At 63.7% G+C, this 20,183-nt stretch carries 18 protein-coding genes; 11 read left to right on the forward strand and 7 right to left on the reverse strand.

What is annotated here, in order from left to right; translation table 11 throughout:
- From miaB to ACREP4_RS02735, 8 genes are all read left to right on the forward strand, one after another.
- Positions 1-1,446, forward strand: a complete 1,446-nt coding sequence (gene miaB / locus ACREP4_RS02700) for a tRNA (N6-isopentenyl adenosine(37)-C2)-methylthiotransferase MiaB (protein WP_431594649.1) — start codon at positions 1-3, stop codon at positions 1,444-1,446.
- Positions 1,447-1,998: 552 nt separating this feature from the next.
- Complete coding sequence (locus ACREP4_RS02705; protein ID WP_431594650.1) at positions 1,999-2,985, forward strand: PhoH family protein; 987 nt, start codon at positions 1,999-2,001, stop codon at positions 2,983-2,985.
- Positions 2,982-3,467 (forward strand): rRNA maturation RNase YbeY, encoded by a 486-nt coding sequence (gene ybeY / locus ACREP4_RS02710; protein ID WP_431594651.1) that lies wholly within the window; start codon positions 2,982-2,984, stop codon positions 3,465-3,467. The genes ACREP4_RS02705 and ybeY overlap by 4 nt, the downstream gene beginning before the upstream one ends.
- A gap of 78 nt (positions 3,468-3,545) precedes the next feature.
- Positions 3,546-4,232, forward strand: a complete 687-nt coding sequence (locus ACREP4_RS02715) for a hypothetical protein (RefSeq protein ID WP_431594652.1) — start codon at positions 3,546-3,548, stop codon at positions 4,230-4,232.
- A gap of 78 nt (positions 4,233-4,310) precedes the next feature.
- Positions 4,311-4,886, forward strand: a complete 576-nt coding sequence (locus tag ACREP4_RS02720) for a hypothetical protein (protein ID WP_431594653.1) — start codon at positions 4,311-4,313, stop codon at positions 4,884-4,886.
- Between the two features lie 71 nt (positions 4,887-4,957).
- Positions 4,958-5,836 carry an HlyC/CorC family transporter gene (locus tag ACREP4_RS02725; RefSeq protein ID WP_431594654.1) on the forward strand — a complete coding sequence of 293 codons (879 nt, stop codon included), beginning with the start codon at positions 4,958-4,960 and terminating at the stop codon, positions 5,834-5,836.
- A 38-nt stretch (positions 5,837-5,874) separates the two neighbouring features.
- Positions 5,875-7,059, forward strand: coding sequence for a DUF4105 domain-containing protein (locus ACREP4_RS02730; RefSeq protein WP_431594777.1), 1,185 nt, complete (start codon positions 5,875-5,877; stop codon positions 7,057-7,059).
- A gap of 15 nt (positions 7,060-7,074) precedes the next feature.
- Positions 7,075-8,082 carry a magnesium and cobalt transport protein CorA gene (locus tag ACREP4_RS02735; protein WP_431594655.1) on the forward strand — a complete coding sequence of 336 codons (1,008 nt, stop codon included), beginning with the start codon at positions 7,075-7,077 and terminating at the stop codon, positions 8,080-8,082.
- A 98-nt stretch (positions 8,083-8,180) separates the two neighbouring features.
- Here the strand turns inward: ACREP4_RS02735 and ACREP4_RS02740 are convergent, their stop codons facing one another.
- The 7 genes from ACREP4_RS02740 to ACREP4_RS02770 all read right to left on the reverse strand — a co-directional run bounded on the left by ACREP4_RS02740 (position 8,181) and on the right by ACREP4_RS02770 (position 16,662).
- Positions 8,181-9,548 carry an NAD-dependent succinate-semialdehyde dehydrogenase gene (locus ACREP4_RS02740; RefSeq protein ID WP_431594656.1) on the reverse strand — a complete coding sequence of 456 codons (1,368 nt, stop codon included), beginning with the start codon at positions 9,546-9,548 and terminating at the stop codon, positions 8,181-8,183.
- 189 nt (positions 9,549-9,737) lie between these two features.
- Positions 9,738-10,583 (reverse strand): ABC transporter permease subunit, encoded by an 846-nt coding sequence (locus tag ACREP4_RS02745; protein ID WP_431594657.1) that lies wholly within the window; start codon positions 10,581-10,583, stop codon positions 9,738-9,740.
- Positions 10,580-11,512: an ABC transporter permease subunit gene (locus ACREP4_RS02750; RefSeq protein ID WP_431594658.1), complete on the reverse strand. Its 933-nt coding sequence runs from the start codon at positions 11,510-11,512 to the stop codon at positions 10,580-10,582. The genes ACREP4_RS02745 and ACREP4_RS02750 overlap by 4 nt, the downstream gene beginning before the upstream one ends.
- Positions 11,509-12,639 carry an ABC transporter ATP-binding protein gene (locus ACREP4_RS02755; protein WP_431594659.1) on the reverse strand — a complete coding sequence of 377 codons (1,131 nt, stop codon included), beginning with the start codon at positions 12,637-12,639 and terminating at the stop codon, positions 11,509-11,511. The genes ACREP4_RS02750 and ACREP4_RS02755 overlap by 4 nt, the downstream gene beginning before the upstream one ends.
- A gap of 502 nt (positions 12,640-13,141) precedes the next feature.
- The gene (locus tag ACREP4_RS02760; protein ID WP_431594660.1) at positions 13,142-14,266 is read right to left on the reverse strand and encodes a polyamine ABC transporter substrate-binding protein; all 1,125 of its coding nucleotides are present in this window, start codon (positions 14,264-14,266) and stop codon (positions 13,142-13,144) included.
- Between the two features lie 233 nt (positions 14,267-14,499).
- Complete coding sequence (locus ACREP4_RS02765; RefSeq protein WP_431594661.1) at positions 14,500-15,897, reverse strand: glutamine synthetase family protein; 1,398 nt, start codon at positions 15,895-15,897, stop codon at positions 14,500-14,502.
- A gap of 6 nt (positions 15,898-15,903) precedes the next feature.
- The gene (locus tag ACREP4_RS02770; protein WP_431594662.1) at positions 15,904-16,662 is read right to left on the reverse strand and encodes a gamma-glutamyl-gamma-aminobutyrate hydrolase family protein; all 759 of its coding nucleotides are present in this window, start codon (positions 16,660-16,662) and stop codon (positions 15,904-15,906) included.
- A gap of 176 nt (positions 16,663-16,838) precedes the next feature.
- On the opposite strand from ACREP4_RS02770, the gene ACREP4_RS02775 reads away from it, so the two are divergent.
- The 3 genes from ACREP4_RS02775 to ACREP4_RS02785 all read left to right on the forward strand — a co-directional run bounded on the left by ACREP4_RS02775 (position 16,839) and on the right by ACREP4_RS02785 (position 20,159).
- A complete protein-coding gene (locus ACREP4_RS02775) occupies positions 16,839-18,131 on the forward strand; it encodes an NAD(P)/FAD-dependent oxidoreductase (protein ID WP_431594663.1) in 1,293 nt (430 codons plus the stop codon).
- A 170-nt stretch (positions 18,132-18,301) separates the two neighbouring features.
- Positions 18,302-19,609: a GGDEF domain-containing response regulator gene (locus tag ACREP4_RS02780; RefSeq protein ID WP_431594778.1), complete on the forward strand. Its 1,308-nt coding sequence runs from the start codon at positions 18,302-18,304 to the stop codon at positions 19,607-19,609.
- Positions 19,610-19,697: 88 nt separating this feature from the next.
- Positions 19,698-20,159 (forward strand): bacteriohemerythrin, encoded by a 462-nt coding sequence (locus ACREP4_RS02785; protein ID WP_431594664.1) that lies wholly within the window; start codon positions 19,698-19,700, stop codon positions 20,157-20,159.
- The last annotated feature ends 24 nt before the right edge of the window (positions 20,160-20,183 follow it).

Raw genomic sequence — 20,183 nt, forward strand, 5'->3', positions numbered from 1 at the left:
ATGCCCGGGACGCCAGCCTCTCCCCTGCCGATCACGGCCGGCTCTGCCGCGCCGCCTGTTGAAATGACCACTCCTGAATTGATTCCCCTGCCCGGCGTCAAGCCGAAGGTTGCCGGCGGCGCGCGCGGCAAGCTGTACATCAAGACCCACGGTTGCCAGATGAACGAGTACGACTCGACCAAGATGGCCGACGTGCTCGCCGAGGCCGAAGGGCTGGAGCTGACCGACAACCCCGAAGAAGCCGACGTGGTGCTGGTCAACACCTGCTCCATCCGTGAGAAGGCGCAGGAGAAGGTGTTCAGCCAGCTCGGCCGCTGGAAGGCACTGAAGGCCGGCGGCCGCAACGTCATCATCGGTGTCGGCGGCTGCGTGGCCTCGCAGGAAGGCGAAGCCATCATCAAGCGCGCGCCGTATGTGGACCTGGTGTTCGGCCCGCAGACCCTGCACCGCCTGCCGGAGCTGATCCGTGCCCGCCGCGAGCAGAACAAGCCGCAGGTGGACATCAGCTTCCCGGAGATCGAGAAGTTCGACCGCATGCCCGAGCCGCGCGCCGAAGGCGCCTCGGCGTTCGTGTCGATCATGGAAGGCTGTTCCAAATACTGCTCGTTCTGCGTGGTGCCTTACACCCGCGGCACCGAGGTCAGCCGCCCGTTCGAGGACGTGCTGGTTGAGTGCGCACAGCTCGCCGAACAAGGCGTTCGCGAGATCAACCTGCTCGGCCAGAACGTCAATGCCTACCGTGGCCCGTACGGCGACGGCGAGATTGCCGACCTGGGCCTGCTGATCCGCACCCTGGCCGAAATCGACGGCATCGGACGCATCCGCTTCACTACCTCGCACCCGCTGGAATTCAGCGATTCGCTGATCGACGCCTACCGCGACGTGCCGAAACTGGCCAACTACCTGCACCTGCCGGTACAGGCCGGCAGCGACCGCATTCTCAGTGCGATGAAGCGCGGTTACACCGCGTTGGAGTTCAAAGCCAAGATCCGCAAGCTGCGTGCAGTACGCCCGGATATCTCGATCAGCTCGGACTTCATCGTCGGTTTCCCCGGCGAGACCGATGCCGATTTCGACAAGACCATGAAGCTGATCGAAGACGTGGGCTTCGACCAGAGCTTCTCCTTCATCTATTCGCGCCGACCGGGCACCCCGGCAGCCGATCTGGAAGACACGCTCAGCGATGCCGACAAGCACGCGCGGCTGTCGCGGTTGCAGGCCCACATCAGTGCGCATGCCGCCGGCATTTCCGAGCGCATGGTCGGCACCGTGCAGACGGTATTGGTTGAAGGCCCGTCGCGCAAAGATCCGAACCAGCTGACCGGCAAGACCGAGAACATGCGTTCGGTGAACTTCTCCGGCCACCCGCGCCTGATCGGCCAATTTGTCGATGTGGTCATCACCGAAGCACTGAGCAACTCGCTGCGCGCGCGGGTTGTTGTGTAAGGCTACGCTGCGGCGCAGGGATTGTTAGCTTCGCGGCTTAAGCCGCTCCTACAGCGTCTTAAGCGGTTGTAGGAACGCCCTCGGGCGCGAAGCTGGCGACCTGAAAGGTGGAGCGTTTTCCGGCTGGGCGCTGTTGTCTTCAGCGCCGCAGGCTGGGACGGAGCGCAGCGCAATCCCCGCGCCAAGCGGTGTCGATCATCGTCATGCTGGGATTTCATCCCAGCCTACGGATCGCGGCTGGTCATTTTTTCATCACACCGCCAGAAGCCCCGCCAGCATTGGGCTGCGCGCGGTTATCCACACCTTCATGCAGTTTCGATCCACATCCGATGTGGACAACCCAGCGGCGCATGGCACTTTTTTGACCAAACTGTCAGAGGCCTTGCGGCACAAGGGCTGCGGCACGATATCCACAGCTTCGTCGCGCCCGCATCCACATGGGTTGTGGAGAACCTGCCAACGCCCGCAGCGCGCTGGTGGATACCTGCCCACGGCGCTACCCTTCCCTGCTCAGGACTCGGCCCTGCCGCACCCGCAATAAGCGATTGAACGATGACCACGACCACCCACCGCGACTTCACCCTCGACCCCATCGACAACGAACGCCTGGCCAATCTGGCCGGCCCGTTCGACGAGCACCTGCGCCAGATTGAACTGAAGCTGGGTGTGGAGATCGCCAATCGCAGCCATGTGTTCCGGGTCAGCGGCCCGGGCAAGACCGCTGCCGAGGCCGAGAAACTGCTCAAGGTGTTGTATGCAGAGGCTGCCGACACCCTGTTCGACAGCCACGGCATCCACCTGCGACTGAACCAGGCCAACGTCGACCAGGTGGTCGATCACGCCTATGAAGCGCAGGACATCGCGATCAAGGTCAAGCGCGGCACCGTGCGTGGACGCGGCGCCAACCAGACCAAGTACCTGCACCAGATCGCCACCCACGACATCAACCTCGGCATCGGCCCGGCCGGCACCGGCAAGACCTTCCTGGCCGTGGCCATGGCCATTGAAGCCTTGAACGAATCGCGCGTGCAGCGCCTGATCCTGGTGCGCCCGGCGGTGGAAGCCGGCGAGAAACTGGGCTTCCTGCCCGGCGATTTGACCCAGAAAGTCGACCCGTACCTGCGCCCGTTGTACGACGCCCTGTACGAAATGATGGGCGTGGAAAAGGTCGCCAAGCTGCTGGAGCGCAACGTCATCGAAATCGCGCCGCTGGCCTATATGCGCGGGCGCACGCTCAACGATGCGTTCGTGATCCTGGACGAGGCGCAGAACACCACCATCGAGCAGATGAAGATGTTCCTGACCCGCCTGGGCTTCGGCTCCACGGCCGTGGTGACCGGCGACCTCACCCAGACCGACCTGCCCAAGCACATCAAGTCCGGCCTGCGTGACGCCATCGAAGTGTTGCGCGACGTAGAAGGCGTGAGCTTCACCTTCTTCGAGGCCCGCGACGTGGTCCGCCACCCGCTGGTCGCGCGTATCGTCAATGCGTATGACCGCCGCGATCTGCAGCAGGTCAAACCTGGAGCAATCGAATGACCAAGGGCCCCGTTCGTCTTGATGTAGCCGTGAGCTACGCACTGCCCCGCGCCGGCCTGCCGGCCGCGGTGAGCTTCCGCAAATGGGTGGCCGCCGCGTTGAAGGGCCGCATCCGTGAAGCCGACCTGGCCATCCGCGTGGTCGATGCCAAGGAAGGCCAGTCGCTCAACCGCCATTACCGTGGCAAGGACTACGCCACCAACGTGCTCAGCTTCCCGGCTGAATTGCCCGAAGGCCTGCCCAAGGGCGTGAAGTTCCCGCTGCTGGGCGACCTGGTGATCTGCGCGCCCGTGGTTGAACGCGAAGCCGAAGAACAAGCCAAAACGCTCAACGCCCATTACGCCCACCTCACCGTGCACGGCGTGCTGCATCTGCTGGGCTGGGATCACGAAGACGACAAGGAAGCCGAGGCGATGGAACAGCTGGAGCGCGAGATCCTCGCCGACCTGGGCATTGCCGATCCTTATGCGGGTGAGCGCTGAGTCGGGTTCCGGCCGGGTAACGACGCACAACCACACCCGTTTGTTAGAGTCGTCCGCAACCAAGGATAGGAAAAGACCATGCAGTCAAATGCCCTTCCCAGGCGGACGCTATACCTTCTGGCAATCGCCCTGCTCGCACTGATCAGCGTCGGTCTTCTTTCCCCCGCTCCTCCTGGTTTCATCCTGGGCGTAGTTGTCGCCCTAGGCGCCATCGTGTTGATGGGGGTCGGACTGATACCCCAGGTCCGCGACGCGCTGAAGCGGCGACTCGATACACCCCGCGGTGAAATCGTCTGCATCGTGGTAACCGTGATCTTCCTCTTTGCTACCGTCACCTGCGTCACGGTGTGGTGGGTGCTGGCTTCGCGCAATGCGGAAATGCAGCGTGCGGTGATGACGAGGAACCATATGGCCGTACTCTTGAGTGCCGCGTCAGCAATGGCGCTCACAGGCCCCATCGCCTGGCGCTGGCTTGCCTCCCGCCTGTTGTCCCAGCCGGTTTCGTCCCTGCGATTTTTCCGCGCCACCTCCGGTGCAATGCGCTTGCTGATCGTGCTCAGCCTGGTGTTCCTGCTGCTCACCTCCAGGTTGTACCAGGCCATTCAGCCGTGGACCGAACGACCCTTCCTGCAGTGGCTGGAGGGAGTGCTGACCGTGGTGCATTGGAGCTTGGCCGCAGTGGTTGTATTTGCCTTCCTGTCCGGTGTGAGCCAGCTGCTGCAGCGCTGCTTCGGCCCTCGGCAAGACCCCCGATCCCCGCACTGAGCCTGCCGCCGGCCGCTATCATTGGCGACCACATCCAACTCATGCGGATCGCCTGTGCGCCCGACTTCGTTCCTACCTTTGTTGCTTGCCATCGGCGGCACCGCCCAGGCCCAGTCCAGCATCGACCTGCCCGCGTTGATTGAATGCCGGCAGAGCGTCAGTGAGTTCGCTGCGCTGGTGCCGGTTGCCGCCGATCCGCTCAAGGCCGTCGCGTTGGGCTGGCGGCCGTTGCCACAGGGCAACCTGTTCATGAACGAGTACCTGCTGAACACGCCAATCACCGTGTTCGGCCGCAGCGCCGAGCACATCGCCATAGCCGGCGGCACCATCGTTGCCCTGTTCGACATGCCCGACCCGCGGCCGCTGGCCAAGGAGATGGCGCTGGAAATCGGCTACGACGCGCCGGAGAAGTTCATGGCCGGGCGCGAATTGGTCAGTCGCGATGTCATCGATGCCAAGTCCGGTGAGGCGCTGATCGAGTCGGTGATCCTGAGCGTGTCCAACGTCAAATCGCACCCGGGCAAGACCTTGGCCGGCTGTACTTACAGCCTGGACCAGCCGGCCGAAGGTGAAGCCCCGGCCAGCCCGGCGACCCCAGGCAGCGAGGCCCCGGCCGAGGTGACCGAATCTGCTCCGGTCACCCCCGCTGGTTGAGCGGCCGGCAACAAACATCCTGCTAGACTTCCCGGCACCGCCCGGCCTGCCGGGTGCCGTCAAACCAAGAGATGTCTGAAGACGACAGTACTACCTCGCCAGAAAACGGCGAGAAGAAACGCAGTTGGTTGGAGCGCCTGAGTTCGGCGTTCTCCAACGAACCCCATACCCGCGACGAGCTGGTAACGATCCTGCAGACCGCACAGCAGGACGGACTTATCGCCGCCGATACCCTGCGCATGATGGAAGGCGCCATTTCGGTGGCCGAGCTGACCGTCGGCGACGTGATGATTCCGCGCTCGCACATGGTGTCGCTGCAGGTGGAGTCGCCGTTCCTTGAGCTGATGAAGCAGGTGGTCGAATCCGGCCATTCGCGCTTCCCGGTGCACGGCGAGAACAAGGACGACGTGCTCGGCATTCTGCTGGCCAAGGACTTGCTGCGCGGCGTTGTGGCCGACAACAGCCACGCCACCATCCGCGAGCTGTTGCGCCCGGCGGTGCTGATCCCCGAGTCGAAGAAGCTCAATGTGTTGCTCAAGGAGTTCCGGCTCTCGCGCAACCACATGGCCATCGTGGTGGACGAGTACGGCGGCGTTGCCGGCGTGGTCACCATTGAAGACGTGCTGGAGCAGATCGTCGGCGAGATCGACGACGAGCACGATGAAACCGAAGACCACACCGCACAGATCGCCGCGCTTGCCGATGGCCGCTATGTGGTGGACGCGCTGACCACCATTGGTGATTTCAACGAGCGCTTCGGTGCCGATTTCTCCGATGACGACTACGACACCATCGGCGGTCTGGTCACCGAAGCCATCGGCCATCTGCCGGAAAACGGCGACGAGCTGACGCTGGACCGCTTCGTGTTCCGCGTGGCCCGCGCTGACGCACGCCGCGTGCAGGCATTCCACGTCACCATCCTGCCCCCTGAAGACCAGGACGCCGCTTGATCACCTTCCGGTTGCCGCGGCTGCTGTCCGCGTTCGCATTGCTGTTCCTGCTGCTGACCGCCGGCATTGCCGCCGCGCAACCCGTTCCCACCGATGCGCCGGCCCCCGCGCCGCGCATCGGTGTGGTGACGATGCAACCGGGCGAGGTTTTCTTTGAGCGCTTCGGCCACGATGCGCTGGTGGTGGCCGACCCGGTGACGGGCCAGGCCACCTCGTACAACTTCGGTTTCTTTGATCCATCCGAGCCGGATTTCGTCGGCAACTTCGCGCGCGGGCGGATGATGTATTACCTGGTGGCACTGCCGCTGGAACAGGACCTGGCCCAGTACAGCGACGCCGGCCGTGGCGCCAGCATCCAATGGCTGGACCTGCCGCACGAACAAGCACGCGCATTGGCCGATGGTCTGGCCGAGCGGGCCAAGCCCGAGAACGCGCGTTACCGCTACGACTACTTCACCGCCAACTGCGCCACGATGGTGCGCGATGCGCTCAATCAGGCGATGGACGGCGGTCTGCAGTCACAGCTTGCCGGCCGCTCTCGCGGCAACACCTATCGCAGTGAATCGGTGCGACTGGCCTCGCCGTCGTGGTGGATGTGGCTGGGCTTCGACCTTGGCTTCGGGCCCAGTGGCGACCGGCCGCTGTCGCGCTGGGAAGAAGCGTTCGTGCCGATGCGGCTGGCCGACAGTCTGCGCGAGGTACGCAACAGTGAAGGCCGACCGCTGGTACAGGCCGAACAGGAATTGCTGCCGCAGCGTCTGGCACCCGAACCCAAGGAACATCAGCGTCGCTGGTGGCCGTGGCTGCTGCTCGGCCTGGCGATTGCCGGTGCCATCGTCGCTGCACGTCAACGCCCGCGTCTGATCGCCGGCTTCGCGTTGCCGTTCTGGTTGTTCTGCGGCGTGGCCGGTGCGTTGCTTGCCTACCTGTGGGGTTTCAGCGAGCACTATGCCGCCTGGGCCAATCGCAACCTGCTGCTGGTCAACCCGCTGGCGCTGCCGCTTGTTCCCGGCGCGTGGACATTGCTGCGTGGCCGTCAGCCGCGCCGCTGGTTCAACGTGACGCTGTGGCTGCTGGCGGTGATTGCCGCGCTGTCGTTGCCGCTGCATTGGCTGTCGCTGCAGGCGCAGTTCAACATGCAGTGGATTGTGCTGTTGCTGCCTATCCACATGGCGCTGGCGTGGGTGCTCGGCAAGCGACGCTTGGCGGTCACGGCCCGCTGAGGCACGATGCCCGGCATGGAATCCATCACCACTCCCCTGCCGAACAACCCCGCCTGTGTCATCAGCTGTACCTGGTATGGCGAGGACGGCAAGCCCCGCGCACTGGACCTGGACAGCATCAGCGACATGCTGCAGAGCGATGCCAAGGGCTTCGTCTGGGTCGGCCTGTACGAACCCAGTGACGAAGTGCTGGACAAGATCGAAGAAGAATTCGACCTGCATCCCCTGGCCATCGAAGACACCCGCAAGGCGCACCAGCGGCCCAAGATCGAGACCTATGGCAACTCGATGTTCGTGGTGGTGCACACCGCGCAGGTGGTGGACGAACGCATCCGTTATGGCGAAACCCACGCCTTCCTCGGCCCGCGCTTTCTGGTGACGGTGCGCCACGGCGCATCGTTGTCATATGCGCCGGTACGCGCGCGGCTTGAGCAGGAGCCCGAATTGCTGGCGATGGGACCATCGTTCTGCCTGTACTCGGTGTTGGACGCCGTGGTGGACAACTACTCGCCCATCACCGACAGCTTCCGCGACACGCTGGACACGTTGGAGCAGGACATCTTCGCCGACACCTACAAGCGTCGCACCGTCATCCGTCTGTACGAGCTCAAGCGCGAGCTCAACAAGATGCGCCTGGCCGTGGCACCGCTGCAGGATTCACTTGCGCAGCTGCAACGCAGTCAGGCGCAGTTGATCAGCGAAGAGGTGCGGCTGTACCTGCGCGATGTGCAGGATCACGCTGCCCGCGTCAACGACGCCATCGATACCCTGCGCGAAATGCTGGGCACCGCGTTGAGCGTGAATCTGTCGCTGGTGACGCTGGCGCAGGGCGAAACGGTCAAGCAGTTGGGTGCCTGGGCCGCACTGTTGGCCGCACCGACCTTGGTCACCAGTTGGTACGGTATGAACTTCGCGCACATGCCCGAGTTGGCCGGGCGTTTTGCGTATCCGCTGTTGATGCTTGGCGTCGGCGCGGTCTGCGTGGTGCTGTACCGCTTGTTCAAGCGCTCAGGCTGGCTGTAGAGCGGCTTCAGCCGCGAAGCCAATGGACTGGCGGCGGCGCCCCTCCCCGACCCTCCCCTTCGCCTGCGGCGAAAGGGAGGGCAGAACCCCTTCCAGCGTCAGGCCACGTAGATGGTTTTGATGTTCATGAATTCATGGATGCCGTGCTCGGCCAGTTCGCGGCCAAAGCCCGAACGCTTGGTGCCACCGAAGGGCAGACGCGCGTCGCTCTTGACCACCGCGTTGACGAAGGCAGCACCGCATTGCAGTTGGGCGGCAACGCGCTCACCGCGCTCGGCATCGCGGCTCCACACACTGCCGCCGAGGCCGAAGCTGGTGTCGTTGGCAACACGCACCGCCTCGGCTTCGTCTTTCACCCGCAGGATCGCCGCGACCGGCCCGAACAGTTCCTGCTCGTACGCCGGCATACCCGGCACGACGTTGTCGAGAATGGACGCCGGGTAGCCGGCATTGCTGTCCGCAATCGGCTCGCAGCCCAGCAACACCTTCGCGCCCTTGGCGATGCTGTCCTGCACCTGGCGATGCAACTCGTCGCGCAGATCAGCGCGCGCCATCGGTGCCAGCGTGGCGGCTTCGTCCTGCGGGTCGCCATACACACGGGCCTTGGCGGCTTCAACGAAGCGCTGCACGAAGGCATCGGCAATCGACTCCACCAACACGAAACGCTTGGCGGCGATGCAGGTTTGGCCCGCGTTGTCGAAGCGTGATTTCACCGCTGCGGCAACGGTCAGCTCAAGATCGGCATCGTCCAGCACCACAAAGGCATCGCTGCCGCCCAGTTCCATCACGCACTTCTTCAACTGGTCGCCGGCATTGGCGGCGATGGAACGCCCTGCCCGTTCGCTGCCGGTCAAGGTAACTGCCTTGATCCGGCGATCACGCAGCACGTCGGCAGCTTGGTCGTTGTCGATATGCAGCACGTCGAACACGCCGTCCGGAATGCCCGCAGCGGCGACCACCTCACGCAGCAGGTCGGCACAACCGGGCACATTGCTGGCGTGTTTGAGCAACGCCACATTGCCGGCCATCAGCCCGGGCGCGAGGAAGCGGATCACCTGCCAGAACGGGAAATTCCACGGCATCACCGCCAACACGCAGCCGATGGGCTGGTAGGTGACGTAGCTGCGTTGCGCGTCGGTGGGAATGGATTGAGGCGTGAGGTAATCGACCGCGTGATCGGCGTAGTACTCGCAGGCCGCCGCGCTTTTTTCGATTTCCGCCAAGGCCTCGCGACGCAGCTTGCCCATTTCCGCGGTCATGGTCCGTTGGATGTCGTCGCGCCGATCGCGCAGGCCGGCGGCGAGCTTGTGCAGCAACACTCCACGCGCGTCCAGCGACAGTGCAGACCAGGCCGGAAATGCGGCTTCGGCTGCGGCCAGGCGCTGTTCGACAGCCGCTGCGCCCATCAATTCGACCGTACGCACGGCCTGACCATTGAAGGGATTGATTGTCTGGTACGACGCCATGGGATCACCTGCATTCAACGAATGCGGAAATGGTAGCGCCGACAGTGTTGCGCGCAGGTAAACCCCGCGCGCAAAACATTTCTGTAGCGCCGAGCCATGCTCGGCTGAAGCTTTGCCGGAAAGCCCTGCCGAGCATGGCTCGGCACTACCGAAATCGTTCCCTGCAAGTGCCGGGAACACCGGCTGCGATCAACCGTTTTCCTGCAACGCCAGCTGCATGTCCCGCTGGCGACGCTTCTCCGAGCGCGCGGAGATCCACCAGCCGATCACCGCCACCAGCGACACCGCCAGCACCATCAGCGTGGCCAATGCGTTGATCTTCGGGCTCACGCCCATGCGCACCGAGGCGAAGATCTTCATCGGCAAGGTGGTCGAGCTGGGGCCGGCGACGAAGCTGGCGATCACCACGTCGTCCAGCGACAGGGTGAAGGCCAACAACCAGCCCGATACCAGCGCCGGGAAGATGATCGGCAAGGTGATCAGGAAGAACACCTTGAGCCGGTTCGCGCCCAGGTCCATGGCCGCTTCTTCCAGCGAGCGGTCCAGCTCCTGCAAGCGCGAGGACACCACCACCGTCACGAAGGAAATGGTGAAGGTGACGTGCGCGATCCAGATCGCCACAACTCCTTTCGACGGCAGGCCGAACAGACCGCCCATCGACACCAGCATCAGCAGGATCGACAGGCCGATGATCACCTCCGGCATCACCAGCGGCGCCGTCACCAGCGCACCGAAAAGGGTTTTGCTGGGGAAGCGCTTGAAGCGGGTCATCGCCATCGCTGCCATGGTGCCGATCACCATCGAGGCGCTAGCGGTCCAGAACGCGATCTTGATGCTGATCCATGCCGCCTGCAGCAACTGGCGGTCGCGGAACAACTCGCCGTACCACTGCGTGGAAAAGCCCGCCCACACCGTCGCCAGCCGCGAGGAGTTGAACGAATACACCATCAACAACAGGATCGGCAGGTACAGGAAGGCGAAGCCGAGCAGCAGGATGCTCCACCCCAGCCAGGAGGTGCGGCGGCTCATGCTCATGCCAGCCTCCCTTCCAGCTCACGCTGTTGGGAGCGGTTGAAGATGATGATGGGCACCAGCAGCAACAGCAGCATCACGATCGCCACCGCCGAGGCCAGCGGCCAGTCGCGGTTGTTGAAGAACTCGCCCCACAACACGCGGCCGATCATCAAGGTATCCGGGCCACCGAGCATTTCAGGAATGACGAACTCACCCACCGCCGGAATCATCACCAACATGCAGCCGGCGATGATGCCGCTGCGCGACAGCGGCAGGGTGATGCGAAGAAATGCCTGCCACGGGCGCGCGCCCAGGTCGTAAGCGGCTTCCAGCAGGCGGTTGTCGAGTTTCACCAGGTTGGCGTACAGCGGCAGCACCATGAACGGCAAATAGCAGTAGACGATGCCGACATAGGCCGCGAACGGGGTATAGAGCATGCGCAGTGGCTGGTCGATCAAACCGAGGTCCATCAACGTGCGGTTGATCAAGCCATTGCTGTCGAGAATGCCGATCCACGCATAGACGCGGATCAGGAACGAGGTCCACGACGGCAGCACCACCAGCATCATTGCGATGTTGCGCGCCGACGGCGACATGCGTGAAATCACATAGGCCATCGGGTAGCCGATCAACAAGGTCAGCAGGGTCGAGATGACCGCGATCTTGATCGAGCTCAGGTAGGCGACCACGTACTGGCTGTCGGTGAACAGCGCCGCGTAATTGCCCAGGTTGAGGCTGACCTTGAAGGCTTTGTCCGCGACCACGTACTCGAGGATGGGCGTGTAGGGCGGAATCGCCGAGGCCATCTTCGAGAACGACAATTTCAGCACGATCAGGAACGGGATGGCGAAGAACAGCAGCAGCCACAGGTACGGCACGCCGATCACGCCCGCGCGGGTCCCCGGCAGCCAGCGCCGCCAACCGGTTGAGTTGGGAGCGGTCACGCTCATGAGGTGAGCACCACGCCGTCGTTGTCGTCCCAGGACACCCAGACTTCATCGTTCCAGGTGATGCCGTCGCTGTCCCACCGCTTCATGTTGGCGAAGTTGGAGAGGATCTTGGCGCCGCTGGGCAAACGCACGTGGTAGACCGAATGGCTGCCGAAGTAGGCAATGTCCTCGACCACGCCGAATGCCTTGTTGGTGTCGCCTTCCGGTTCTTCCTTGGCGATGTGCACTTTTTCCGGGCGCAGCGCGAAGGCCACCGGCTGGCCTTCGTAGCCGGTGATGCCGTGGCCGACGTAGATTGGTGCGGGAAAGTCGGCGGTGCGCACGGTGACGTACTCGGGCAGGTCTTCGTCGATCACGCCTTCAAACGAATTCACCGAGCCGATGAAACCCGCCACGAAACGATTGGCCGGCTGCTCGTAGATGTCGTCGGGCTTGCCGATCTGCTGGATCCAGCCCTGGTCCATCACCGCGATGCGGGTGGCCATGGTCATGGCTTCTTCCTGATCGTGGGTGACCATCACGCAGGTCACGCCCAGCTGTTCGATGATGTTGACCAGCTCCAGCTGCATCTTGGAGCGCAGCTTCTTGTCCAGCGCGCCCATCGGTTCGTCCAGCAGCAACAGCTTGGGACTCTTGGCCAGCGAGCGGGCCAGCGCCACACGCTGCTGCTGACCGCCGGACAGCTGATGCGGCTTGCGCTTGCCCAGCTTCTGCAGCTGCACCAGTTCCAGCATCTCCCCGACGCGGCGGGTAATCGCATCCTTCGCCATACCATCCTGCTTCAGGCCGAAGGCGATGTTCTGCTCCACCGTCATGTGCGGGAACAGCGCATAGGACTGGAACATCATGTTGATCGGCCGCTCGTACGGCGGCAGCGTGGTGATCGGCTGGCCGTCGAGCAGGATCTTGCCCTTGGTGGGCGTCTCGAAGCCGGCCAGGCAGCGCAGCAGCGTGGATTTGCCACTGCCCGATCCGCCCAGCAACGCGAAGATTTCGCCCTTGCGCACGTCCAGATTGACGTCATCGACAGCGACGAAGCCATCGAACTCCTTGCGCAGATCGCGGATGGACAGATAGCCGGGCTCGCGGTTCAAGGCGATGGCATCCGGCTTGGCTTCAACGGACATGCAGGGCTCCGGGAGCAGGCAGTAGGGAAAACGGGCGTAGTGTAGCCCCCGTGTTTTGCAGACGACACCGCCGGGTATGGCGGTTGAGCTTGCAGGGACAGTACGTGGCGTGTGGGTGAGGACAGGTGAAAGCCTCGCAGCCCGGTGTGGTGGTGGCTGAAATGACAAAGCCTCCTTACGAACAAGGAGGCTTTGTTGGTTTGGGGGTTTGAGCAGGGTTACCGCTCATCCGCCTGAAAGCTGATAGCCCCTCTCCCGCTGAAGACTGATAGCCCCTCCCCCGCGTGCGGGAGAGGGGTTGGGGTGAGGGCAGCTTTTAAGCTTTTTGCTCTACGGCATGCCTCAAAGCGCAAAGCCCAAGCCAAAGCCCCCTCATCCGCCCTTCGGGCACCTTCTCCCGCATGCGGGAGAAGGGAGTCGCCGAGCACGGCTTTGCTCTGAAAGCCCCTCTCCTGCGAAGCGGGAGAGGGGTTGGGGTGAGGGTAGCTTTTAAAGCAACCCATCAACGGCCGGTCTTCACCTCAGTCCACAGACGGGTGTACAGCTTGTCCGTCTCCGGGGTGTTGATCGCGTAGGTGAACATCTTGGCCGCCGTTTCATCGGACGGGTAAATGGTCTTGTCGTCGCGGATCGCCGCGTCCACCAGCGGGGTGGCCGACTTCACCGGGTTGGCGTAGTGGGTCACGTTGGTGTTGTTGGCAGCCACCTGCGGCTCAAGCAGGTAGTTGATGAACGCATACGCGTTCTCCGGGTGCTTGGCGTCCTTCGGGATGGCCAGCATGTCGAACCACTGCGGCGCACCTTCCTTCGGGATCGAATAGGCCACTTCGACGCCGTTCTTGGCTTCCTCGGCGCGGTCACGGGCCTGGATGATGTCACCCGACCAACCGACCACCAGACAGGTGCTGCCATTGGCCAGCGAACCCACGTACTGCGAGGAATGGAAGTTCTGCACGAACGGGCGGATCGACTTGAGCAGGTCGGCGGCCTTCTGCAGCACGGCCGGGTCGCCGCTGTGCGGGTCTTCGCCCAGGTAATGCAGCGCGATCGGAATCATGTCGGCCGGGGTGTCCAGGATGGTCACACCGCAGTCCTTCATCTTGGCGATGTTTTCCGGCTTGAACACCAGGTCCCAGCTGTTGGCGATATCCGCGCTGCCGCCGAAACGTTCCTTGAGCTTGGCCACGTTGTAGCCGATGCCGGTGGTGCCGATCATGTACGGCACGCCGTACTTGTTTTCCGGGTCCTGGCCAGCGATACGCGCCATCACCGCCGGGTCCAGATTGGCCAGGTTCGGGATCTTGCTCTTGTCCAGCGGCAGGAACACGCCGGCCTGGATCTGGCGGCCGAAGAAGTTCAGCGTCGGCACCACGATGTCGTAACCGCTGTTGCCGGTGAGCAGCTTGGTCTCAACCATCTCATCGCTATCGAACACGTCGTAGGTGACCTTGACGCTGGTCGCTTTCTCGAAGTTCGGGATGGTGTCCTCGGCGATGTAATCCGAGTAGTTGTAGACGTTGAGGACCTTGACCTCGCCGCCTTCGGGCGTTTTACCGCCGTCTTCCTTGCCACCACAGGCAGCGAGAAGGGAGATGGCGATGCCAGCGGTCAGGATGCGCAGATTCATGGGTTCTCCAGTGTGATCCGGGAGCGATGTAGGGGAACCGGCAAGGCCGGCGGGTGGCGCATTGTCCCATCCGCGGACGGCATCACGCCAATCAGCGCCCCGCAGGAGCGCCGATTGGCGCGAAACCAGCGTATCGGGGCGGCTGGGCGAAGCTGACAGACGAATGGGTTACCGGCTTCGCGCCCAAGGGCGCTCCTACCGGATCTCGAACATTTCGGTGCGGCGACGGGCGCTCAGACATTGAGCAGCAGGAACTCCCGCTCCCACGAGCTGATCACGCGGAAAAATGTCTCGTACTCCTTGCGTTTGACCGAGATGTAGGCCCGGCAGAAGCGCTTGCCCAGCAGCTCCTGCAGCGCCTCGCACTCTTCCAGCCCGTCCAGGGATTCGCCCAGTGAACGTGGCAGTTCGTAACCCAGTTCCTTGGCATTGCCGGTGATCGGTTGCGTGGGCTGCAGCTTCTCGCGCAGGCCCAACAAACCGCAGGCCAGGGTCGCGGCCATCGCCAGGTACGGATTGGCATCGGAGCCGGCAAAACGGCTTTCCACGCGGCTGTTTTCCAACGTATCGATCGGCACGCGCAGGCCGCAGGTGCGGTTGTCGAAACCCCACTCCACATTGCTCGGCGACACCTCGCCAAACATCAGGCGGCGGTAGGAATTCACGTTTGGCGCGAAGAACGCCATCGCTGCCGGCACGTACTTCTGCAGGCCCGCCAGGTAGTGGTCGAAGGTCTCGCTGTACTCGCCTTCGCTGACACCGGCAAACACGTTGATGCCATCGGATTTGCGCACCAGGCTCTGGTGGATGTGCATGGCGCTGCCCGGCTCGGTCTCCATCGGCTTGGCCAGGAAGGTGGCGAACACGCCGTGGCGCATGGCCGCCTCGCGCATGGTGCGCTTGAACAGGAAGACCTGGTCAGCCAGCGACATCGCATCGTTATGGGTGAAGTTCACTTCCAGCTGCGCCGCGCCGGATTCGTGGATCAGCGTGTCCACGTCCAGTTTCAAGGCGTCGCAGTAGTCGTACATCAGGTCGAGGATGGGATCGAACTCATTGACCGCGTCAATCGAATACGACTGGCGTGCCGTCTCCGGGCGACCGGAGCGGCCGGCTGGCGGCAGCAGCGGGAAATCCGGATCGGTGTTTTTCTGCACCAGGAAGAATTCCACTTCCGGCGCGACCACCGGCTTGAGCCCCAACTCCTCGTAGCCGGCCAGCACCCGCCGCAGCACGTTGCGCGGCGCCAGCTCATGCGGCTGCCCGCCCTTGGTATAGCAGTCGTGGATGATCTGCGCGGTGGGGTCGGCAGCCCACGGCACCATGCGTACAGTGTCCGGATCCGGGCGCAGCAGCATGTCCGCGTCCGCTGGCGAAGTCAGCTCGTAGTAATCGTCCGGGAACTCACCGGTGACGGTGGTGGCGAAGATGCCTTCAGGCAGGCGCGTGCCGTAATCGTGGCGGAACTTGTCGGCCGGGATGATCTTGCCGCGCGCATTGCCGGTGATGTCCGGCACCAGGCACTCCACCTCGGTGATGTGCCGCTCCTTGAGCCAGCGCAGCAGCGAGCTTTCTTCCTGCACATTGGCAACGGTCTTGACGGTCTTGCGGGTACGGGGGCGCGAGGTCATGGCGGATCAGCTTTTTGGTTTTTGCATCTGGTAACGACGACAGGCCTCGCCGAAGGCTTTGAAAATGCCCAGATAGAACGGGTTTTCACGCACCCGCCACTCCGGATGGAACTGCACACCAAGCAGGAACCCCGGGCCCGGGCCACGGAAGGCTTCAATCAGCCCATCAGGTGCGCGGGCTTCAACCTGCAGCCCCTCACCCAGGCGCGCAACGCCCTGCCCATGCACGGTGTTGACGCGGACCTGCTCGCCGCCGGCAATCCCGGCCAGCAACCCACCCGGCACCAGTTCCAGTGCGTGGGCCGGGCCATATTGCACGTCCAACGGTGAATCCGGATCTTCACGGTGATCGGCCAGCCCCGGCACGTCATGCACTTTCGGGTGCAGGCTGCCGCCGAAGGCGACGTTGACCTCCTGAAAGCCCCGGCAGATCGCCAGCACCGGCAAGCCCATCGCCAGCGCCTGCGGCAGCAGCCCGAACACATTGGCGTCACGCGCCGGGTCGTGTGGATTGCCCGGCCAGCTGGGGTCACCGTCGTAATGATGCGGCTCGATGTTGCTGGTGGCGCCGGTCAGCAGCAGACCGTCCAGTTGCCGCAGCCAGTGCTCCGCCGGCAATGGCGGTTGCAGCAGCGGCAGGATCAGCGGTGTGGCGCCGGCGCCCTCCACCACCGCCCGCACATACTTTTCACCGACCACGAGAAACGGGTGCGATCCAATCGGTTTGCTGTCGGTAGGCAGGCCGACCAGCGGCAGAGTGGTCATGCATCTGGCTCAGAAGACGTGCAGGCACGCTACCCCTGGCCCTGCATTTAGGCAACCGCACTGCACCTGTCATTCAAATCTCACGCGGCACAATGGGCCCGTTACTCCGCCGCGTGCGCTTGGCGCACACAAGCCGGCCGTTACACTCCCTGCCCCACATCCAACCGATCTGCCCGATGTCCGTGGACACCCCACCGCCCGCTTACCCGCCCAGCTGGTACGCCAGCAGCCAACCGGAACTGCCTGCACGCACACCGCTGCGCGGTCAGTCGCGTGCCGACGTGGCGGTGCTGGGCGCCGGTTACACCGGCCTGACCGCTGCGCTGGCTTTGGCCGAAAAGGGCTACAACGTCACGGTGCTGGAAGCCGAGCGCGTGGGCTGGGGCGCATCCGGCCGCAATGGCGGCCAGGCCATCGTCGGTTACGGCTGCGACCAGGACACGCTGGAAAAACTGGTCGGCGATGCCGATGCGCGACAGCTGTTTGATTTCTCGCGCGACGGCATGCAGCTGCTCAAGCAGCGCATCGTCCGTCACGACATCGACTGTGATTGGCGCGACGGTCACGCCAGCGTGCCGATCCATCCGCGTCAGGAACGCGCGTTGCGTGCGGACATCGAACGCATGGCGCAGCGCTACGACTACCCGCTGGAATGGTGGGACCGCCCGCGCCTGCAGCAGGAACTGGCCAGCGACCGCTACCTCGGCGCGATGTACGACGCTGCCAGCGGCCACCTGCATCCGCTGGCCTACGCGCAGGGGCTGGCGCGTGCGGCCGAAGCGGCCGGCGTCGTCATCCATGAGCATTCCCCGGTGGTCCAGATGCAGCGCGGCCCGCAACCGGCGCTGATCACCGCACAGGGCCGCGTCGATGCCGATTTCGTGGTGCTGGCCGGCAACGCCTGGCTGCAGGACATCGCCCCGGAGCTGGAAACCCGGATGATGCCGGTGGGCACCTATATCGGCGCCACCCAGCCGCTGGGCGCCGAGCGCGCCAAAGCGCTGATCCGCAATGACATGGCCGTGGCCGATGTGAACTGGGCGCTGGATTACTTCCGCCTCAGCCGCGACCACCGCCTGCTGTTTGGCGGCCAGGCCAATTATTCCGCACTGCCACCGCCCGGCCTGCGCGCCAGCATGACCCGGCGCATGCGCCGCGTTTTCCCACAGCTGGCCGACGTGGAGCTGGACTACGTGTGGGGCGGCTATATCGACATCACCCGCAACCGCGCCCCGCATTGGGGCCGGCTCACGCCGACGGTGTACTTCGCACAGGGCTTCTCCGGCCACGGCGTGGCGACAGCCGGTTTGGCCGGTGAAGTGATTGCCGAGGCCATTGCCGGGCAATCAGCTCGATTGGATGTGTTCGAGAAGATTCCGCACGGCGTGTTCCCGGGCGGCAAAGCGCTGCGCATGCCGATGCTGGTGGCGGCGATGTCCTGGTACAAGCTGCGCGATCTGCTGTGGTGAGGCGGGGACTGAGATTCGCGACACCGTAGGCTGGGATGAAATCCCAGCACGTCCTGATGACCTTGATGCTGGGATTCCATCCCAGCCTGCGTTTGGGCTGCGGACACCGCCGCTAAAGCTTTCTGCCAGCCAGTCGCTACATGTTGCAGATGACCATCAGCCTCTCCCCTATGGCCGCACTGTCGCCCGCCGGTTTCGACAGCCCGCCCATCACGCCGCTCCCCCAGCGCATCCTGCTGGTGGAGAACTCGCGCACGTTCACCAGCATGCTGCGCGAAGCCATCGAGCAGCGCCTGGAGTTGCCGGTCAGCGTGGCGTCGAGCCTGGCCGAGGCCGGGGAATTGCTGGATCGCGAGGATGGCTGGTTTCTGGTGCTCACCGGCCTGGTGCTGGCCGATGGCGACCGCGATCAAGTGGTCGCCTATTTCGTCAATCGCGGCCTGCCGACCATTGTGGTCAGCGGCGTCTATGACGAAGACCTGCGCAAGCGCGTGCTGCAGCAGCAGATCATCGACTACGTACTGAAGAACACCCCCGGCAGCATCGACTACCTGGTGTGGCTGGTGCAGCGAATGGAACGCAACCGGCGCATTTCCGCGCTGGTGGTGGATGACTCACCGTCCGCACGCTCGTACGCGGCCGCGTTGCTTGGCATGTATGGCTACCACGTCAGCCAGGCGGCTGATGGCGCCGCCGCGCTGATTGCGCTGGAAGCCGACCCGGCCATTCGCCTGGTGATCGTGGACCAGGAAATGCCCGGCATGGAAGGTGTCGAACTGACCCGGCGGCTGCGCGCCCTGCGTGCACGCGACAAAGTGGCGGTGATCGGCATTTCCGGCAACACCGATCCGTCACTGATTCCGCGCTTCCTCAAGAACGGCGCCAACGACTTCCTGCGCAAGCCGTTCTCGCGGGAAGAATTCTTCTGCCGCGTCTCGCAGAACGTAGACCAGCTGGAGTTGATCGGCACGCTGCAGGATCTGGCGACCCGTGACTTTCTCACCGGCCTGCCCAATCGCCGCAGCTTTCTGGAAAACAGCCAGCGTCAGTTGGCCCACCCCAGCGACCGCCGTGATGTGGCCGTGGCCATGGTCGATATCGACCACTTCAAACACATCAACGACAGCCTCGGCCACGAAGCCGGTGACCAGGCGATCCGTGCAGTGGCGGGCATCCTGCAATCACACACGCGCCCGCAGGACATCAGCGCACGTTTCGGTGGCGAGGAGTTCTGCCTGCTGGTGAACGGGCTGGACGATGCCGCCAGCGCCGCGCATTTCGAGCAACTGCGGCAAGCGGTGCAAAGCCTGCGCCTGCAGTTTGGCGACAAGACCTTGGCCATGACGGTGAGCATCGGCGTGTGCCGCATGCCGTCGCGCCCGGGCAACCTGCACCAGCTCATCACCGAAGCCGATCGCCAGCTGTATCTGGCCAAGGCCGGCGGCCGCAACCGGGTCTGCAGCGCAGCCGCACAGTGAGCGCCATCTCGTTTTGATCCAGATCAACGCGCGCTGAAACCCCCGCCCCTACAGTGCCCCGCAAAGCACTTCACAGGGGATCAACGCGATGGCACTACTGATTTGGCAGGATGACCTCAACACCGGCATTGAGGTCATCGACCATCAGCACATGCGCATCGTGGAGATGCTCAACCACCTGCATGTCGCGCAGAAAAGCCTTGAACGCATGGCGGTGGCCGAGGTGATCGACGAACTGGTCGATTACACGATGTCGCACTTCGCCTTTGAGGAGGAGTTGATGGAAGAAGCCGGCTACCCGTTCTGCGCCGCACACAAGCGCGTGCATGAAGTGTTTGGCAAGCGCGTGAGCGAGTACCGCCTGCGCTTCCAGGCCGGCGAAGACGTCACCGACGAACTGCGCAACATGCTGTCGCGCTGGCTGTTCAACCATATTCGCGGCGATGACAAGGCCTATGCCGACCAGGTCAAACGCCACCTCAACCAGTTTGCCCGTGAACACGAAGAAGGCAGCTGGCTGGGCCGCACCTTGAAGCGGATTTTCCGCTGACCGTTTGTGCGGGAACGGCGTGAT

The sequence above is a fragment of the Stenotrophomonas sp. genome (assembly GCF_050737575.1).
Taxonomy (GTDB): domain Bacteria; phylum Pseudomonadota; class Gammaproteobacteria; order Xanthomonadales; family Xanthomonadaceae; genus Stenotrophomonas.

Excerpts from the sequence above, each read along its gene's own strand:
- miaB (WP_431594649.1), top strand. The coding sequence starts at position 1 with ATGCCCGGGACGCCAGCCTCTCCCCTGCCGATCACGGCCGGCTCTGCC.
- ACREP4_RS02705 (WP_431594650.1), top strand. The coding sequence starts at position 1,999 with ATGACCACGACCACCCACCGCGACTTCACCCTCGACCCCATCGACAAC.
- ybeY (WP_431594651.1), top strand. The coding sequence starts at position 2,982 with ATGACCAAGGGCCCCGTTCGTCTTGATGTAGCCGTGAGCTACGCACTG.
- ACREP4_RS02715 (WP_431594652.1), top strand. The coding sequence starts at position 3,546 with ATGCAGTCAAATGCCCTTCCCAGGCGGACGCTATACCTTCTGGCAATC.
- ACREP4_RS02725 (WP_431594654.1), top strand. The coding sequence starts at position 4,958 with ATGTCTGAAGACGACAGTACTACCTCGCCAGAAAACGGCGAGAAGAAA.
- ACREP4_RS02735 (WP_431594655.1), top strand. The coding sequence starts at position 7,075 with ATGGAATCCATCACCACTCCCCTGCCGAACAACCCCGCCTGTGTCATC.
- ACREP4_RS02740 (WP_431594656.1), bottom strand. The coding sequence starts at position 9,548 with ATGGCGTCGTACCAGACAATCAATCCCTTCAATGGTCAGGCCGTGCGT.
- ACREP4_RS02745 (WP_431594657.1), bottom strand. The coding sequence starts at position 10,583 with ATGAGCATGAGCCGCCGCACCTCCTGGCTGGGGTGGAGCATCCTGCTG.
- ACREP4_RS02750 (WP_431594658.1), bottom strand. The coding sequence starts at position 11,512 with ATGAGCGTGACCGCTCCCAACTCAACCGGTTGGCGGCGCTGGCTGCCG.
- ACREP4_RS02755 (WP_431594659.1), bottom strand. The coding sequence starts at position 12,639 with ATGTCCGTTGAAGCCAAGCCGGATGCCATCGCCTTGAACCGCGAGCCC.
- ACREP4_RS02760 (WP_431594660.1), bottom strand. The coding sequence starts at position 14,266 with ATGAATCTGCGCATCCTGACCGCTGGCATCGCCATCTCCCTTCTCGCT.
- ACREP4_RS02765 (WP_431594661.1), bottom strand. The coding sequence starts at position 15,897 with ATGACCTCGCGCCCCCGTACCCGCAAGACCGTCAAGACCGTTGCCAAT.
- ACREP4_RS02770 (WP_431594662.1), bottom strand. The coding sequence starts at position 16,662 with ATGACCACTCTGCCGCTGGTCGGCCTGCCTACCGACAGCAAACCGATT.
- ACREP4_RS02775 (WP_431594663.1), top strand. The coding sequence starts at position 16,839 with ATGTCCGTGGACACCCCACCGCCCGCTTACCCGCCCAGCTGGTACGCC.
- ACREP4_RS02780 (WP_431594778.1), top strand. The coding sequence starts at position 18,302 with ATGGCCGCACTGTCGCCCGCCGGTTTCGACAGCCCGCCCATCACGCCG.
- ACREP4_RS02785 (WP_431594664.1), top strand. The coding sequence starts at position 19,698 with ATGGCACTACTGATTTGGCAGGATGACCTCAACACCGGCATTGAGGTC.